This is a genomic window from Paraburkholderia sp. J10-1, assembly GCF_905220165.1.
Taxonomy (GTDB): Bacteria; Pseudomonadota; Gammaproteobacteria; order Burkholderiales; family Burkholderiaceae; genus Paraburkholderia.
In genome coordinates this window covers 645,543-660,974 of sequence record NZ_CAJMYW010000002.1, presented here as the reverse complement: position 1 = coordinate 660,974, position 15,432 = coordinate 645,543, and the positions used below count along the sequence as shown (strand labels likewise).

Annotated in this window: 15 protein-coding genes; 8 read left to right on the top strand and 7 right to left on the bottom strand. The window is 64.8% G+C overall.

Annotated features, from left to right (window positions below; translation table 11 throughout):
* The first annotated feature begins 129 nt into the window (after nt 1-129).
* Nucleotides 130-348 carry a YdcH family protein gene (locus U5A65_RS09795; RefSeq protein WP_158760529.1) on the top strand — a complete coding sequence of 73 codons (219 nt, stop codon included), beginning with the start codon at nt 130-132 and terminating at the stop codon, nt 346-348.
* A 202-nt stretch (nt 349-550) separates the two neighbouring features.
* On the top strand, nt 551-1,642 hold the full coding sequence (gene ppk2, locus U5A65_RS09790; protein WP_415764510.1) for a polyphosphate kinase 2: 1,092 nt from the start codon (nt 551-553) through the stop codon (nt 1,640-1,642).
* A 37-nt stretch (nt 1,643-1,679) separates the two neighbouring features.
* Here ppk2 and U5A65_RS09785 read toward each other — a convergent pair whose 3' ends face one another.
* Together U5A65_RS09785 and U5A65_RS09780 are read right to left on the bottom strand one after the other, a co-directional pair.
* Complete coding sequence (locus U5A65_RS09785; protein WP_321946130.1) at nt 1,680-3,182, bottom strand: intermembrane transport protein PqiB; 1,503 nt, start codon at nt 3,180-3,182, stop codon at nt 1,680-1,682.
* 96 nt (nt 3,183-3,278) lie between these two features.
* On the bottom strand, nt 3,279-3,917 hold the full coding sequence (locus tag U5A65_RS09780; protein ID WP_321946443.1) for a DUF3313 domain-containing protein: 639 nt from the start codon (nt 3,915-3,917) through the stop codon (nt 3,279-3,281).
* A gap of 166 nt (nt 3,918-4,083) precedes the next feature.
* Here U5A65_RS09780 and U5A65_RS09775 point away from each other — a divergent pair, with 166 nt between their 5' ends.
* A complete protein-coding gene (locus U5A65_RS09775) occupies nt 4,084-4,635 on the top strand; it encodes a TetR/AcrR family transcriptional regulator (RefSeq protein ID WP_321909742.1) in 552 nt (183 codons plus the stop codon).
* 62 nt (nt 4,636-4,697) lie between these two features.
* On the opposite strand, the gene U5A65_RS09770 is transcribed toward U5A65_RS09775, so the two are convergent.
* Nucleotides 4,698-5,081: a tautomerase family protein gene (locus U5A65_RS09770; RefSeq protein ID WP_321909743.1), complete on the bottom strand. Its 384-nt coding sequence runs from the start codon at nt 5,079-5,081 to the stop codon at nt 4,698-4,700.
* 100 nt (nt 5,082-5,181) lie between these two features.
* On the opposite strand from U5A65_RS09770, the gene U5A65_RS09765 reads away from it, so the two are divergent.
* Entirely contained in the window at nt 5,182-6,033 is an 852-nt protein-coding gene (locus tag U5A65_RS09765) for a LysR family transcriptional regulator (protein WP_321946129.1), read from the top strand.
* 7 nt (nt 6,034-6,040) lie between these two features.
* On the opposite strand, the gene U5A65_RS09760 is transcribed toward U5A65_RS09765, so the two are convergent.
* Nucleotides 6,041-6,517: a hypothetical protein gene (locus tag U5A65_RS09760; protein WP_321909747.1), complete on the bottom strand. Its 477-nt coding sequence runs from the start codon at nt 6,515-6,517 to the stop codon at nt 6,041-6,043.
* Nucleotides 6,518-6,619: 102 nt separating this feature from the next.
* Here U5A65_RS09760 and U5A65_RS09755 point away from each other — a divergent pair, with 102 nt between their 5' ends.
* Together U5A65_RS09755 and U5A65_RS09750 are read left to right on the top strand one after the other, a co-directional pair.
* Nucleotides 6,620-7,048 (top strand): MbcA/ParS/Xre antitoxin family protein, encoded by a 429-nt coding sequence (locus U5A65_RS09755; protein WP_321909749.1) that lies wholly within the window; start codon nt 6,620-6,622, stop codon nt 7,046-7,048.
* Nucleotides 7,045-7,746: an RES family NAD+ phosphorylase gene (locus U5A65_RS09750; RefSeq protein WP_321909752.1), complete on the top strand. Its 702-nt coding sequence runs from the start codon at nt 7,045-7,047 to the stop codon at nt 7,744-7,746. Before U5A65_RS09755 ends, U5A65_RS09750 begins: the two co-directional genes overlap by 4 nt.
* 14 nt (nt 7,747-7,760) lie before the next feature.
* Here the strand turns inward: U5A65_RS09750 and U5A65_RS09745 are convergent, their stop codons facing one another.
* From U5A65_RS09745 to U5A65_RS09735, 3 genes are all read right to left on the bottom strand, one after another.
* The gene (locus U5A65_RS09745; protein WP_321909753.1) at nt 7,761-8,501 is read right to left on the bottom strand and encodes a metallophosphoesterase; all 741 of its coding nucleotides are present in this window, start codon (nt 8,499-8,501) and stop codon (nt 7,761-7,763) included.
* Between the two features lie 191 nt (nt 8,502-8,692).
* Nucleotides 8,693-10,096 (bottom strand): c-type cytochrome, encoded by a 1,404-nt coding sequence (locus U5A65_RS09740; protein WP_415764710.1) that lies wholly within the window; start codon nt 10,094-10,096, stop codon nt 8,693-8,695.
* A 212-nt stretch (nt 10,097-10,308) separates the two neighbouring features.
* On the bottom strand, nt 10,309-10,542 hold the full coding sequence (locus U5A65_RS09735; protein ID WP_415764506.1) for a sugar dehydrogenase complex small subunit: 234 nt from the start codon (nt 10,540-10,542) through the stop codon (nt 10,309-10,311).
* A 277-nt stretch (nt 10,543-10,819) separates the two neighbouring features.
* Between U5A65_RS09735 and U5A65_RS09730 the strand changes: the two genes are divergently transcribed.
* Together U5A65_RS09730 and U5A65_RS09725 are read left to right on the top strand one after the other, a co-directional pair.
* On the top strand, nt 10,820-11,476 hold the full coding sequence (locus tag U5A65_RS09730; protein ID WP_321909759.1) for a DUF1345 domain-containing protein: 657 nt from the start codon (nt 10,820-10,822) through the stop codon (nt 11,474-11,476).
* A 340-nt stretch (nt 11,477-11,816) separates the two neighbouring features.
* Nucleotides 11,817-15,320, top strand: coding sequence for a maltotransferase domain-containing protein (locus U5A65_RS09725; RefSeq protein WP_321946125.1), 3,504 nt, complete (start codon nt 11,817-11,819; stop codon nt 15,318-15,320).
* Nucleotides 15,321-15,432 lie beyond the last annotated feature (112 nt).

The following is a 15,432-nucleotide window of genomic DNA, read 5'->3' as shown; positions in this document are numbered from 1 at the left end:
GACGCCCCAGGTAACGTCCCTGACCCTTCCAGCGGGTCTCTGATGATGGTCAAGACTGCCACGACGAGACGGTGGAAAAATAATTACGTTTCAATTTCTCCCATTTTGACTATCTGTAAGGAGTGTTGAGTGTTCCCAGAATACCGAGATTTGATTTCGCGCCTCAAGATTCAAGACGACCATTTCGCCCGCATTTTTCATCGTCACAACGAGCTCGACCAGCAGATCAAGAACATGGAGGCCGGCGTCGTGGCTTCGCATGGCATGGAAGTCGAGCAGTTGAAAAAGGAAAAGCTCCAACTCAAGGACTCGCTTTACCTGATCCTGAGAAAAGCGGCGAACGCCTGAACCAGGCGGCGTCCAGCGCTGGCCGCCAGTGTGCCGGCGCTGGCCATCGACCGCCGGCTTTGCGCTGTCGCGCCTGCTAATCAAGCCGCGACGGCTTCCCTGCGCCCTGGTGCCGCTCACGCGTTATTCCTTTCGCTTCGATGCTCCCGCTTTGAATGCGAGTCACTTCGCACGCACTCCGCTCTCCGCGTTCGCCTACATCATGCCCAAATCCATTCCCTACTCCGCCTCCGACGACCCCAGCCCCGCCGCGCGCCTGCCGCTCGTCACGCCCCACAGCGCCGAGTTGCGCACCGTCGACAGTGCCGTCGAGTCCGCGAGCGAAGTCATCGCAGGCGCTGTCCATGATCTCGTCACGCGCGCTCACGCCGAGCAAAATCCGCCCGCCAGGTTGCTCGAGTCGATCGCGGCATTGATGCAAGGCATGTCACCCGACGAAGCCGCCCAGTTGCGCAGTCTGATTCTCGAAGGCAACCCTGCCGACTGGCGCAACTCACGCACGCGCCACCCCGACGAGGAACTTGCCGCTGGCTGGCGCGAAGGCGGCTATCCGTATCGTAATTTGATGTCGCGCCGCGCCTACGAGCGGCAGAAGTATCGGCTGCAGGTCGAATTGCTCAAGCTTCAGGCGTGGGTGCGCGAAACCGGCCAGCGCGTGGTGATCCTGTTCGAGGGCCGCGACGCCGCCGGAAAAGGCGGCACGATCAAGCGCTTCATGGAGCATCTGAACCCGCGCGGCGCGCGCGTGGTGGCGCTCGAAAAGCCCACCGAAGTCGAACGCGGCCAGTGGTATTTCCAGCGTTACGTGCAGCATCTGCCTTCGGCGGGAGAGATCGTGCTGTTCGATCGGTCCTGGTACAACCGCGCGGGCGTCGAGCATGTCATGGGCTTCTGCACGCCTGACGAATATGCGGATTTCATGCAGCAAGCGCCGGAGTTCGAACGGCAACTGATTCGCAGCGGCATCCACCTGATCAAGTTCTGGTTCTCGGTGAGCCGCGCGGAGCAGCGCCGCCGCTTCAAGGAGCGCAAGGTGCATCCGCTCAAGCAATGGAAGCTGAGCCCTGTCGATCTCGCTTCTCTCGACAAGTGGGAAGCGTATACGCAGGCAAAGGAGGCGATGTTCTCGCAAACCGACACGGCCGATGCGCCGTGGACCGTCGTTCGCTCCGATTGCAAGAAGCGCGCACGGCTGAATGCCATGCGGTTCGTGCTGCATAAGCTGCCTTATGCAAGCCGGGATGGGGAGGCGATTGGGGTAGTCGATCCGTTGCTGGTGAGTCGGGCGCTGTAGAGGTGTGATTGCCCTCTCCACAATCGGCCTTTCAGCTTCATCGGTCCGCGCGCTTCCCCCAAATCAGTGCCTCCGGGTGGCGTTCGAGATAATCGGACAGGGCGTTCAGGCTGGCCAGCGTACGCCGCAGCTCGGCCAATGCCTGATGAACATCGCGCTGCTGCGGTGAAGCCTGGTCGAGCATCTCGTTCGCCGAACGAAACGCCCGTTGCGCGGATTCGAGCGTCGAACGCGCAGCCGGCACGATCTGCGTATCGAGCCGCGCAAACAAGACATTCGACTGCTGCAGCGAGACGTCCAGATTGCGCCCGATCTCCTGAAGCGGCATGCGGTCGAGCCGGCGCACGATGTTCGACAACTGGTCTTGCAGTTCTTCAAGCGAGTTGGGCACCGTCGGCAACTCGACTGGCGAGCGATCCGTGTCGACGCGGGCCGCGGGGGCGTGCGCAAAGACATCGAGTGCGACGTACTTCTGCCCCGTCAAAAGACTGCCCGTGCGTAGCTGCGCGCGCAGTCCCTGAGCAACGAGCTGCCGCAGCAGATCTTTACCCGCTGCGCCTGCGCCGTCGCCAAGCGCGGCGCGGTAACTGCGGCCGAGCCGGGAGGGAAAAAGGCTCAGCGTGACCAGCATGTCGAAACGGCCGCTTTCGGGTTTGAGGTCGATATCGATCGCCGTGACGGTGCCCAGCTCGACACCGCGGAACTCGACAGGCGCCCCCACCGACAACCCCCGTACCGATTGCGCGAAACGCATACGCACGACTGCAGGCGGACCTTCGTTCGCACGCATGGCGTCTGCGCGGCTATCCGCGAGTTGAAATTCCTCGACGCTCGTGGCGGACACGGCATGCACGCTCCCACGCGGCGTATCGAATGCAACTGCGCCCGCGAGCAGCGCCGCGGGCGCAGGGGTCTCCAGGCGCATGCCGCTGGAATCGACCTTGAGTTCGACACCGCTCGCCTGCCACCATCGCGTATCGGAGGCCACCAGACGATCGAAAGGTCTCCTGACGAAAACGCCTATGCGGACGGCGTCGCCCCTGCGCGCCAGCGAATAGCCGAGCACCTGTCCGACCTGCACACCGCGAAAATAAACGGGTGAACCAGCGTTCAGCGAGCCAAGCGTGGGGGCGCGAATCACGAAACGCGTGCCATCGTCGTCGCTCGTGATTGCCGGCGGCGTGTCGAAGCCGGTGAACGTGTCGCACGCCCTAAGCGAATGCACATCGATATCGACGTCGATCCAGGTTCCCGATATGGCGGTCATGAGCCCCGAGATGTTCTTCACGTCAATGCGCGGACGCACGACCCAGAATTTCGTGCCGCACGTCGCGACACGTTGCCCGGCGGCATCGAGTCTCAGTTCGGCATCGACGCGCTGACCGTCTGCCGACGCACGCAAATGTTCGAGCTGGCCAATTGCCACGCCTCGATATCGCACCGGCGTTTTCCCGGCAGCAAGCCCGGCGCCGGACGCAAAGCTCACCGTCACGCGCGTACTGCGCTGCGCCAGCGCTTGAGCCAGCGTTTGAGCCAACATCAGGCCGCCAGCCAGGTTCGCAAAAAGCCAGGCAGCCCAGACAGCGGAGCGCCACCGCCGACGGACATTCACAACGCCCTCACGACCGCGCGCCCGTTAGCGCAGCTGCTCGACGAGCGCATCGGCGCCCTTGTCGATGCCGGTCCTCGCCGCACTCAGGGTGCCGAATGCGGCGGCCAGATTCATCGCATTCGGGTATTGCTTCGTCACATAGGCGCGCAGCAGACGGCCCGACGCACTGTCGTAAACCTCCACGGCATACGACACCGATCCGCTGAACGCCCCCTTGCCGCCCCTGATCGCCTGTACACCGTTGTAGAGATTGCCCGCGATGTCGAAGTGCATTGCCTGGCCGATCACGGCAGTCGTTTTTTCCGCGCCGGTCAACGTGAGCTTCACGCGCAGCGTAGCGGGCGAAGGCTCGTTCGCGAGGTCGAAGCGCCTCGACAGCGTATCGGCAAACGTCTTGTGCATGTAGGCGGCGAGCACGTCCTTGTCCGAATCCGACAAGTCGCCGAACTGATTGTCGCCGCCTTGATACACCACGACCGGATCGACGATGACCTGCGAATAGCGCGACCAGAGCACCGGCGCCGCGTACCGGAACGGCGTTTGGGCGGCGTCGCTGTCCCGGTTCTCCTTGAGTTGGGAAGATGAGGCGAGGCTGCCATAGGCAACGGGCTGCACGCCCGCACAGGCGGATAACGTTAGGAATACTACGCAAGCCGATGACATAGGGAGAAGGCGGCTGTTGAGCACGAAGGCATCCTTTTAAAAATGACCGAATACCGCCTGGCATCCGGCCGGGTTCAAGACGAGACGAAGCGTAGCATCGGTCTAAAAATATGTAAACCGTCTATCCGGTTTGTTTACGGAATCATGCAGGGGTACAATCACGCCCATGGATAACCAGACACGTTCCGAGATTTCCCGCAGAAAGGCGATTGACGCGGCGCTTGCCATCCTGACCCGCGACGGAGTCGGCGGCCTGACATTCGATGCGCTCGCGCGCGAAAGCGGCATCAGCAAGGGTGGGCTGCTGCACCAGTTTCGCAACAAACTGGGCGTGCTGCGCGCGCTGCTCGATCGTCAGCGGGAGCAATTTGCGCAGATCGCGCAAGAACACCTGGCCGCCGGCGGCGAGGCCCTCGCAGAACCGGTGCTGTCGGCGCAGATCGCGATTTTCAGGGAATCGATCAACCAGCCGGACTCGGTGGCGCGCGCGGTGCTCGCGGCCCTGGTCGAAAGCCCGGCGCTGCTCGAAGACCTGAAGGCCCAGGACACGGCCAAGATGGAACAGCTGCAGGCCGAGGCACGCGATCTCGAACTCTCGCTGCTACGCTACTTTGCCGCGAGCGGTATTGCGTTCAGCGCACTGCTCGGGCTTTCCGCCGTGCCCGACGCGTTGCGCGAACGGCTTTTCGACCGCCTGCTCGACGAGAAGAAGTGGTAATACGGCGGCCTCGCGAAAGCGATCGCGAGGCACGTTGACGGCGGCAACACGAAACCGCTCGCTCAGGTCGCGTACTGCGCCACCCCGTTCCCAAACGACCAGTTTTCCCGCGCGACATCCACGAGATTGACGAACACGTCCTCTCGCCTCACCCCCGGATCGCGCGCGAGGTTTTCGGCGATCTGCGCGAATAGCGCCTTCTTCTGATCCTGCCCGCGCGTATTGCTCACCGCGATCTGGATCATGACCAGATCGTCGCTGCGCTCGATCCCGAGGTAATGCCGGCCGAACACGAAGTTATCGGCATCGTGTTCAGTGACGACCATGAAGATGTCGTCTTCGGGCGCCTTGAAAACCTCCATGAGCGCCTGATGAATGCCCTGCGTGAGCGCCTTGCGGTACGTGGCGGGCTTGCCTGCACGAACAGCGATACGAGTGAATGGCATGTCGAGCTCCTTCTTCGATGGGTTTGACGTGACATCAGCTTAGGCGCGATCTATCATCACAAACAGACATAGATAGATATTTCATCCATTTTCATCTGAAATGAAACCACTGGATCTCGACGCCGTGCGCGCCTTCGTGCTCGTCGCCGAGCTGCGCAGCTTCACGCGCGCCGCCGACGCGCTCGACACCACGCAATCGGCCGTGAGTCTCAAGCTCAAGCGACTCGAAGCGCATCTGGGCAAGCAGTTGCTCGAGCGCACGCCGCGCGTCGTGCGGCTTTCGGCGGACGGTCTCACGTTCCTCGCCGCAGCGCGCGACCTTCTCGGCGCGCATGAGCGCGCGCTCGGGGCGCTTTCTGGCGACGAGCGGCGGCTCACGCTCGGCCTGAGCGAGCATGTCGCGGACGCGAACCTGGCCCGCCAGCTCGCCCAGCTTCGCATTCATGATCCCGGGCTCGTGATCGAGCTGCATCTGGGGCTTTCCGCGCAGTTGCTCGCGCAGTACGACGAGCGGCGGCTCGATGCCGTTATCGTCCGTCAGGAGGAAGAGGAGGCGCCGCGCGGCGATGCCCGGCGGCTCTTCGCCGAGCCGCTCGTCTGGCTGGCGGCACCGCAGTGGCAGTGGCAGCCCGGCACGGCGCTGCCGCTCGCGCTGCTCGCCGCGCCGTGCGCAGTGCGGGCCGCGGCGGTTCGCGCGCTCGACGCCGCAGGCGTGGCGTGGACGGAAGTATTTGTGGGTGGCGGCGTCGCGGCGGTGGGTGCCGCGCTGGCAGCGGGTCTTGCGGTGTCGCCGCTGGCACGCCGCGTCGCGCCGCGCGAACTCATCGACGTCGGTGCGCGGCTCGGCTTGCCCGCGTTGCCGGCTTCGCAAGTGATGCTTCACTCGCGGGTGCGCGAGCCCAGGACCGCCGCGACGCTGCAATTGTTCGCTTCGGGGCTCGGCACGGGCTGAACCACTCTCAGCTCAGGATGGGCGGCAGTGCGTGCGGCGCGGGAATCGCGCGCTGGATGTGCGGCGGCGGCGCATCCACCACGAGCTTGCGATGCGGCGCGGGACGCACCGCGGCCGGCTTCGGCGCGGGCCGCTTTTGCGTGACCGTTTTGGGCGCGGGTGCCGCGCCAGAAGCCGGATGATGCGTTCGTGCCGCCGCATGGACGTCACCGGGCGTATGCCGCTGCGCCGCGGTGTGACCCTTATCGTGCGATGGCTTGCCGGCCTTCACGGCGTGGTGCGGGGCGCTCGCATGCGCGGAAGCGCCTACATGTGTAGAGCGTCCAGTCGTGTGCGAAGCCCCAGCACCATGCGCGCCGCGCGCTTTGGATGCGTGCGCCCCATGCGCCCCTGCCGTTTTCGCCTGCCCCGATGCCCACACCGGCGCGGCAAGCATCATTGCCGCAACCATCAATACGCCTGCCCGCACCTCGTCTCTCCCCATATGCCGTCTCGATGTCCGGCGAGGATTATACCGAGTCAAAACTTGCAATAATCTACATATGGACTAATATCAACTAAAAGTTCATTTCGGGACTCGACCACCATGCCACCTGCCACTGCCTCCGTTACGCCGTCGCGCCGCCCCGGCGCCGAGCCATCGCTCACCGAAATGTCGGCGGCGGGGCTCAGGGCATTCTTCCGAATTGCGAGCGACTGGGACCTGAGCGCCGAAGAGCAGATTACTCTGCTCGGCTCGCCGGGCCGATCCACGTTCTTCAAGTGGAAGCAGTCCCCGCAAACCGCCCGGCTTGGCCGCGACACACTCGAACGCCTTTCGCTGCTACTCGGCATCTATAAGGCGCTGCAGATTCTCCTGCCCCAACCCACCTCCGCCGACACCTGGATCAAGCGCCCCAACAGCGCGCCGCCCTTTGGCGGCCGGCGCGCGCTTGACCGCATGCTGGCCGGCAATGTCAGCGACCTCGTGGCGGTGCGCCAGTATCTCGACGCAATGCGAGGCGGCTGGGCGTGACGCAATCGAACTGGCAAGACCGCTGGCGCAGCGCGCAGCTCACCTGGTCACCCGCGTTCAGGGTGATTCCCACTCGTTTTCCGGCCGTGAACCTGTTCGACCGCGTGGCCTCTGTCGAGGACTTCGAGGCGCTCTATGCGCTCGAAGCGCTCACCAACGACCGCCTGCGCACCGAAACCGGCGACCTCGACCTCGTGCCACGCGAGGAACGCCGCTTCGGCCCGGGCTATGGCCCGATCATGGCGGCCTTCACGCATCTGAATCCGCAGGGCAGCCGTTTTTCCGACGGCACCTACGGCGTGTTCTACTGCGCGCGCTCGCGTGCCACCGCCGTAGCGGAAACACGCTATCACTCGGCGCTTTTTCTTGCGGCCACGAATGAGCCGCCCATCCGGCAGCAAATGCGGCTCTACACAGTGATGGCGCAGGGCGAGGTGATCGATTTGCGCGGCGACCCCGCGCTCGACCCGAGCGTGCTCTCGCCCGACGACTACACAGCCGGCCAGGCGCTAGGCCGCGCCGCCCGCGAGGCGCGTGCGCCCGGCATTGCGTATCCGTCGGTGCGCGACGAGGACGGCGAATGCCTCGCCGCGCTCAGCACGACGCTGCTGCGCGCGTGCCATCACGCGGCGTATCTGGAATACAACTGGAATGGGCACATCATCGACATGGTGTTCGAGTTGAACCGCATCGTGTAGCCCGAAGGCAAGCCTCAGGGCAGCACGATCGCGGCCGCGCCGTGTGCGAGCGCTTCGACCTGCGAGACCGACCAGATGCGCGACGTGAGCGCCTCGACCATGGTAAGGCGTCCTTCGGTAATGAACGCGCCGGTGTCGATGAACACCTGCGAGCCGATCTGCCGCACTTCACGCACCGGCGTATGCCCGCAGAACGTGAGCGAGAGCGCGTGGCGCGCCGGATCGCCAGTGCCGAGCACGAGATCGCGTCCCCACAGCATGCGCTCGCGCACTTCGGAATTGAACTGGCCGCTGTCGAGTGCAGCATCGTCGCCGAAAAACTCTGCGTGAATGATGTTGAAGCGCTTTTCGCCTTCACCCACCACGCGTGCCAGCGGCAATTGACGCAGCCGGTGCGCATACTTCACGAGTTCGGCGTCAGGCACGCTCTGCGCCCAGCCGCCGCCGATGCCATACCAGCGATTGCGCGGCATACGCCCTTCGGCCACGGCGCACAACGCGTCTTCGTGATTGCCGAGCACGGCGTAGAACCATGGTTTATCGAGCAACGCGAGCGCCTGTTCGCACTGCTCGCGTTCGCCCCGGTCAACGAGATCACCCACCGAAAACAGCCGGTCCCGCGCCGTGTCGAACTCCACTTCGCGCAAAAGATAGCGCAACGCCTCCACGCAACCATGCAAGTCGCCTACAACGAAATCGCGACCTGCAAGGTTGGCGGCATGGTGCTGCACGAGAGCGTCAGGTGTATGCGTCATCACTTCATCATAGCGCTGTGTGAGTGGGCCATATGAGCGCCAAATATCGTTTCGACCTCGATTGCGAGGGGCGCGTCACGAGGCAGACTGCACGCAAGCGGCGTGCCTGCTCTTACAGCATACGCGCTTGTGGCCGTCGCTGGTGTTGCCGCCAGCGTGCGCGTGGCGCAAAGTCCCCGCGCCCCCCGGAATTACTGGGGCTGAGCGCGCAGCGCCGCGACCTGATCGGCCGTGAGCGTGGCCTGCGGGTTGCCAAACCGCTTCGTCACGTAGTTGGAAATGGCCGCCACCTGTTCGTTGTTCAATTCATCAGCGAACGCTGGCATCAGCATGTCGCTGTCCTTCGTTTGGCGCCTCACGCCGTGCAGGATCACCATCGCGAGGTTGTCCGGGCTCGGCGCGCCCACCACGCTGTTGTGAATGAGCGATGGAAGCGCTCCCAGCACGTTTCCCCCCACGCCCTCGCCGGTCCAGCGGTGGCAGCTCGCGCAGTTCACCGCGAAGAGCTGCAGGCCGCTGACGGTGGTGACGGCCGTGCCGCGCAGGCTGGTAATGTCGTCAGCGGCCGGCATGCCCCACGCATCGCGCGGCCGCGTCACGCCGCCCGAAACCGGCGGCAGCGCACGCAGATACGCCACGATCGAGCGCAAGTCTTCGTACTTCAGATATTGCGTCGAATGCTGGACAACATCTGCCATCGGGCCCGCTGCGCTCGCGTGGCCCGCGGCGATGCCCGTGGAAAGGTAGGCGATCAGCGCGTCGTCGCTCCAGTTGCCAATGCCGCTCGTGCGGTCGGGCGTGATGTTGTACGCCTGCCAGCCCGCCTGCGTTGCGCCCGAGAAGCGCTCGGTCGTCTTGAGGCCCTGCATGAAATTGCGCGGCGTGTGGCACGCCTCGCAATGCGCAAGGCCTTCGACGAGATAGGCGCCGCGGTTGTATTGCGGGCTTTGCTTCGGGTCCGGCACGAAGCGGCCTTCGTTGAAGTTGAAGAGATTCCACACGATCATCAGCCAGCGCTGGTTGAACGGAAAGCGCAGCTCATTCGCGGGCGGCCTGTAGTGCACCGGCGCGAGCGTGTTCAGATACGCGCGAATCGCGAGCATGTCCTGCTCGGTCATGCGCGTGAATTCGACGTAAGGGAACGCGGGATAGAGCCGCTCGCCGGCTTTGCCGATGCCTTCGTGCAGCGCGCGCACGAAGTCGGTATCGCTCCATTGGCCGATGCCGGTGTCGGGGTCCGGCGTGATGTTCGGCGTGTAGATTTTTCCAAACGGCGTGCTGATGGACCGCCCGCCCGCAAAGGGGCGGCCTGGGTCGGCGGTATGACACGCGGCGCAATCGCCTACGCGCGTGAGATAGGCGCCGCGCTTGATGAGGTCGGACTTGTCCACGTCCGCATTCGGTATGGAGGTATCGTCGCCGCGCGCCGTAGACATCGGCAGTTCGTCGATGGGACGCGTTTGCGATTCGTGCGACGCGTGCCACGCGATATAAAGCGCAAAGGCACAGAAAAGCGCGGCCGCGATGGCGGCACGCGCGCGTCTGTCTCGCTCGTGATTGGCGGTGGCCGTGGCGGGGGACTTCGCTATTTTCATCGTCTGGCTCGCTTCAAAGCTCGTGGCGCAGCCCATGATCGTCGTGCCCATGATGTGATGGTTGAGCGCGAAGGTGTCGTCGAGCGCAATGTCCATGCCGCCGAAAAGCTGCGCGATCTGCGCATACGTTGTCGACCTCTACCGTTGGCTTTCGTTGTGGGGACCCGGCGCGATCCGCTATATGCGCGCTTGTTGTTTCGCTTCTTGTTCCGCTATTCGCCAGCGGGTTTGTGCGTCCTGTAGAACGACACGTCGCGGCAATACGAAGCAATCGTGAGCACGTCGTCGACCGGGTCGAACATCAACGCCTTTTCGAAGGCCACCACCTGCACGTTCGGCGTCTCGCCCACGAGACCGAGATACCACGCGCGCATGACGTCGCCCACCATCGAGGCGAGTTCCGGCTGATCGGTCTTGAGCGCAGCGGTCACGGTATCGGAGGGCACGCCGCCATGACCTTGCCGCCCGAGGGGCGACGTTTGATGCCTGGCAACGAAAAAACGTTTGCTATCGTCATTGAACGCGGATCACTGCATATGCACCCGTCGTTGCGCTGATTTCGAAAGCACCTTGCCGCGTTGCGCAAGCAATATAGCCCGTTATGGCCCGATAAGACAAACCGAAAGCCTGCATGCCGGGCATAACAGCGCGCTACCGCTCGAGGCCTCGCACGGTAGAATCGCCGCAATCGTTCATCACCCCGCTCCCTTCGCGCGTCACGCCATGAAGCTCATCCCGCAGGTGCTGCGCAACCGGCCGCACATGATGATCGCCATCGCCGTGGGCATCGTGCTCGGCACGTTCGCACCCGCCTCGATCCGCACTTCGGCGCGCGTGTTGCTAGGCTGGGACGCCACGGTGTGGACCTACCTTGTGCTGATCTGGCTGCACATGGTGTTCGCAAACGAAGAGAGCGTGCGCGCGAATGCCCGCCGCGAAGACCAGAACGCGGGCACCGTGCTGTTCCTGATCTGCACGGCCACGGTCGCGAGCATCGTCGCCATCGTCATCGAACTGGGCACGACGAAAGAACTCGGCACGGCCTCGAAAGTGCTGCATTCGCTGCTCACAGGCGCAACGCTCATCGGAGCGTGGTTTCTCATTCCCACGATATTCACGCTGCACTACGCGCGCCTTTACTACGGCTCCGATCCCAACGAGCCCGCCCTCGTGTTTCCCGACAAAAAACTCACGCCGAATTACTGGGACTTTCTGTACTTTTCGTTCACCATCGCGTGCGCCTCGCAAACCGCCGATATCGGCCTGCGCGGGCGCAGCGCGCGGCGCGGTGTCCTTGCGCAATCGATTTTGTCGTTCTATTTCAACGTTTCTGTGCTAGGGCTATGCGTGAACATCGCCGCAAGCATGGTCGGTAGCTAAGCCTTCCTTTTTCCTTTTTTCGCCGGTGCAACGGATACCGGCAATCCACGCGGGTTTCTCCTGTCGATTCGCCTGTCCTTGCGCCCAGGACCCTGCGAATGTCCATCTGCGCGCAGCGGCGCGCGCCCTCATGCATCATGGGCATGTGCCTTGCTGCCCTTCCCCGCAAGTCGCCACGCGGCGCAAGCGGTTTGGTTCCGGCCTGCTCTTGCACTACTCTGAACAGGTGCCTGTCCACACGCGCAGCGCGGCACGCTCCGGCAGCCCCCGGGCGGCGCGATCGCATTGCGGCTCACCCCGTCGTGCATCCCCTTCGCCTGACGTACCTGGAATACGACCGATGGAACCTCCCCACGCCTATGCGCCGCGGATCTACTTCGTCCATTCCGTCCTTGCAGGACCCCTCGACGCGTGGCCGGCCCACATCGCCCGCGCGGCGTCACTGGGCTTCGATCACGTCCTGATCGGCGCGCTGTTCGCCGCGGGCGCATCGGGCGACGACCGCATCGTCGCCGACCATACGCGCCTGCACGCGGCCTTCGGCTCCCCGCTTTGCGTCGACGATGCCATGCGCGAACTCGCCCTCGCGGCGCAATCGCGCGGCGTCACGCTGCTCGCGGATCTCGTGCTCGACCGCAGCGCCGCCGACGGTGCGCTCTACGGCGCGCATCCTGAGTGGTTCCACCCCTTCGAGCCCGAAGACGCGCGCCTCGACCCACGCCACGGCCATCGCGAAGCCAACGTCGCCTATGCCGATTTCGAGCGCGCGAGCGCACCGCTCATTGCATGGTGGACCGCGCGCGCCACCGCGCTCGTCGAAGCGGGCGTCGGCGGCTTTCGCGTGGACTCGCCGCACCGCACGCCGCCCCATGTGCTGCGCGCGATTTTCGATGCCGTACGCGCACGCTTTCCACAAACGCGCTGGCTAGCCGCGACACCCGGCCTGCCGCGTGAGGCGCTCGCGCACCTCGAAGGTGCAGGCTTCGACGCAGCCTTTTCCTCGCTGCGCTGGTGGGACTTTTCGTCGAGCTGGATGGTCGAGGAGCACGCCGCGTTGCGCCGCGTGGGCTCGCCGATATCGTTTCCAGAAGCGCCCTATGGCGCACGCTACGCGCACGACCAGGAAGGCGCCGCCGATGCGCGCGCCGTCGAACGCGCGTATCGCCGCATGTTGCGCGCATCCGCCGCGCTCGGAACCGGCTGGCTCATGCCGATGGGCTTCGAATACGGCGTGGACGAAGCGACCGCGCACAGCGGCAACAGCGCGCAGGCGTGGGAAGCCGCGAAAGCGCGCGCACCCTTCGATCTGAGTGCCGATGTCGCGCACGCCAACGCGCTGCAACGCGAAACGTGGACACTGCAAACCAACGGCGAGCTGCGCGCGCTCAATGGCCCGGGGGCCAGCGTCGCGGCGCTCCTGCGCGGCGACCGTGCGGACCTGCGCGACGCGGGCGACGCCACGCTTACGCTCATCAATCCCGCGCTTGCCGCGCCTGTGCGTGTGGATCTCTCACGCCTGCTCGACGGCGTGCCCGGCGGGTTCACGCGCTTCGCGCCGCTCGATGCCGAAACACTGCGCGGCGCGCGCCTGCCCGCGTCGCGCGACGCGAGCGCGATCCCCGACACGTTCGCGCTGCCCGCGGGCGCATGCTGGATCTTCCGCGCGCTCGCGAGCCCGCTCGTGGTGCTCGCGCCGCCCGAAGATCGCGGCAAGACGGCAACGAGCGGCCACAAGAGCGTGCTCGAGGCGATCGCCGCGCCCCGCATCGCCATCGAGAGCACACAGCCCTCGGTCGATCACGGCCGCTTCGCCGCGAAGCGCACCGTGGGCGAACGCTGCGAAGTGCGCGCGGCGATCTTTGCCGAGGGCCACGACCGCATCGACGCCGCCGTGCTCTGGCGCGCCGCCGACGAAACCGCGTGGCACGAGTCGGCCATGACGCCCGTGCCGCCCGCCGGCACCGACCTGTGGGCGGGCCACATTCCGCTCGATCGCGTGGGACGCTACGAATATGTCGTGATTGCGTGGCGCGACGACTTCGCCTCGCTCGCCGAACATCTGCACAAGAAGCGCGTGGCGAACCAGCCTGTCGATCTGGAGCTGGAGGAAGCGAGCCGCCTGTTCGCTCTCGTGCTCGCCACGGCCGAAACATCGGGCACGGGCGACGACGACCAGAAGCGCATCAACGAAACACTCGATGCCATCGTCAAGCGCTTTATTGCTGCGGACACCGAAACACGTTGCGCGATCATCGCCGCGCCTTCCACGGCGGCCGCGGTGCGCGCCGCGCACCACCGCCCGTTCCTTTCGCGCGACACGATCGTGGGTCGCGTGGAGGTGGAGCGCACCGCGGCGCGCTTCGCAAGCTGGTACGAAATCTTCCCGCGCTCGATGAGCGACGACGAATCGCGCCACGGCACCTTCGACGACGTGATCGCGAAGATGCCGCGCATTCGCGAAATGGGCTTCGACGTGCTGTACTTCCCGCCGATCCACCCCATCGGCCTCGCCAACCGCAAAGGGCGCAACAACTCGCTCAATGCGCAGCCCGGCGACGTGGGCAGCCCCTACGCAATCGGCGCGGCCGAAGGCGGCCATACCGCCGTGCATCCGCAATTGGGCACGCTCGAGGACTTCTGCCGCATGCTCGCCGCGGCGCACGAACAAGGCCTCGAAATCGCACTCGATTTCGCGATTCAATGCTCGCCGGATCACCCGTGGTTGAAGGCGCATCCCACCTGGTTCGCATGGCGGCCCGACGGCACGCTGCGCTACGCCGAAAACCCGCCGAAGAAGTATCAGGACATCGTGAACCCCGAGTTCTACGCGCACGACGCGAAGCCCGATTTGTGGCTCGCGCTGCGCGACGCAATTCTGTTCTGGGTGGACACCGGCGTACGCATTTTCCGCGTGGACAACCCGCACACGAAGCCGCTGCCGTTCTGGGAATGGATGATCGCCGACGTGCGCGGGCGCCACCCCGACGTGATCTTCCTCTCCGAAGCCTTCACGCGGCCGCGCCTCATGTACCGGCTCGCCAAGCTCGGCTTCTCGCAGTCGTACACCTACTTCACGTGGCGCGAATCGAAGCGCGATTTCACGGAGTACCTCACGGAACTCACGCAAACCGACGTGCGCGACTTCTATCGGCCGAACTTCTTCGTCAACACGCCCGACATCAATCCGCGCCATTTGCAGACCGGCGCGCGCTCGAGCTTTCTGATTCGCGCGGCGCTAGCCGCGACGCTTTCCGGGCTGTGGGGCGTGTATTGCGGCTTCGAACTGTGCGAAGGACGCGCGCTGCCCAATTCGGAGGAATATCTGGACTCCGAAAAATATCAGTTGCGCGCCTGGGACTGGCATCGTCCCGGCAATATCGTCGCGGAGATCGCCGAACTCAATCGCATACGGCGCGCCAACCCTGCACTGCAAACCCATCTTGGCATCACGTTCCTCGACGCGCGCAACGACTCGCTGCTCTGCTTCGAGAAGGCCACGCCCGCGCGCGACAACGTGCTCGTCGTGGCCATCAATCTCGACGCCTTCAGCGAGCAGGGCGCCGACTTCGAACTCTCGTGGGCGACGTTCCAGCGCTGGCACCTCGACGACCACGCGGCGCTCAGCGTCGTCGACGAAATGACGGGCGAGCGCTTCGAGTGGCACGGGCGCTGGCAGCACGTGCGGCTCGACCCGCATGCGCGCCCATTCGCGATCTGGCGTATCGAGCCTGCGAAGGGCCTGCCGCGCGAAGAACCGCTGCCCGAACATGCTGCTGAATACGATGAGCACATCGAGGGCCATCCCGAACTCGACGCCGACTTCCCGCCCGGAGGAGCGACATGAAACGCGACCCCGCTACGCACGAGCCTGTGGCAACCAACGTGCAGACCGTCACGCGAGACTCGACCGCACAAGACCCGCACCACGAGGAACGCGCCGCGCAACGGCGCGGCAA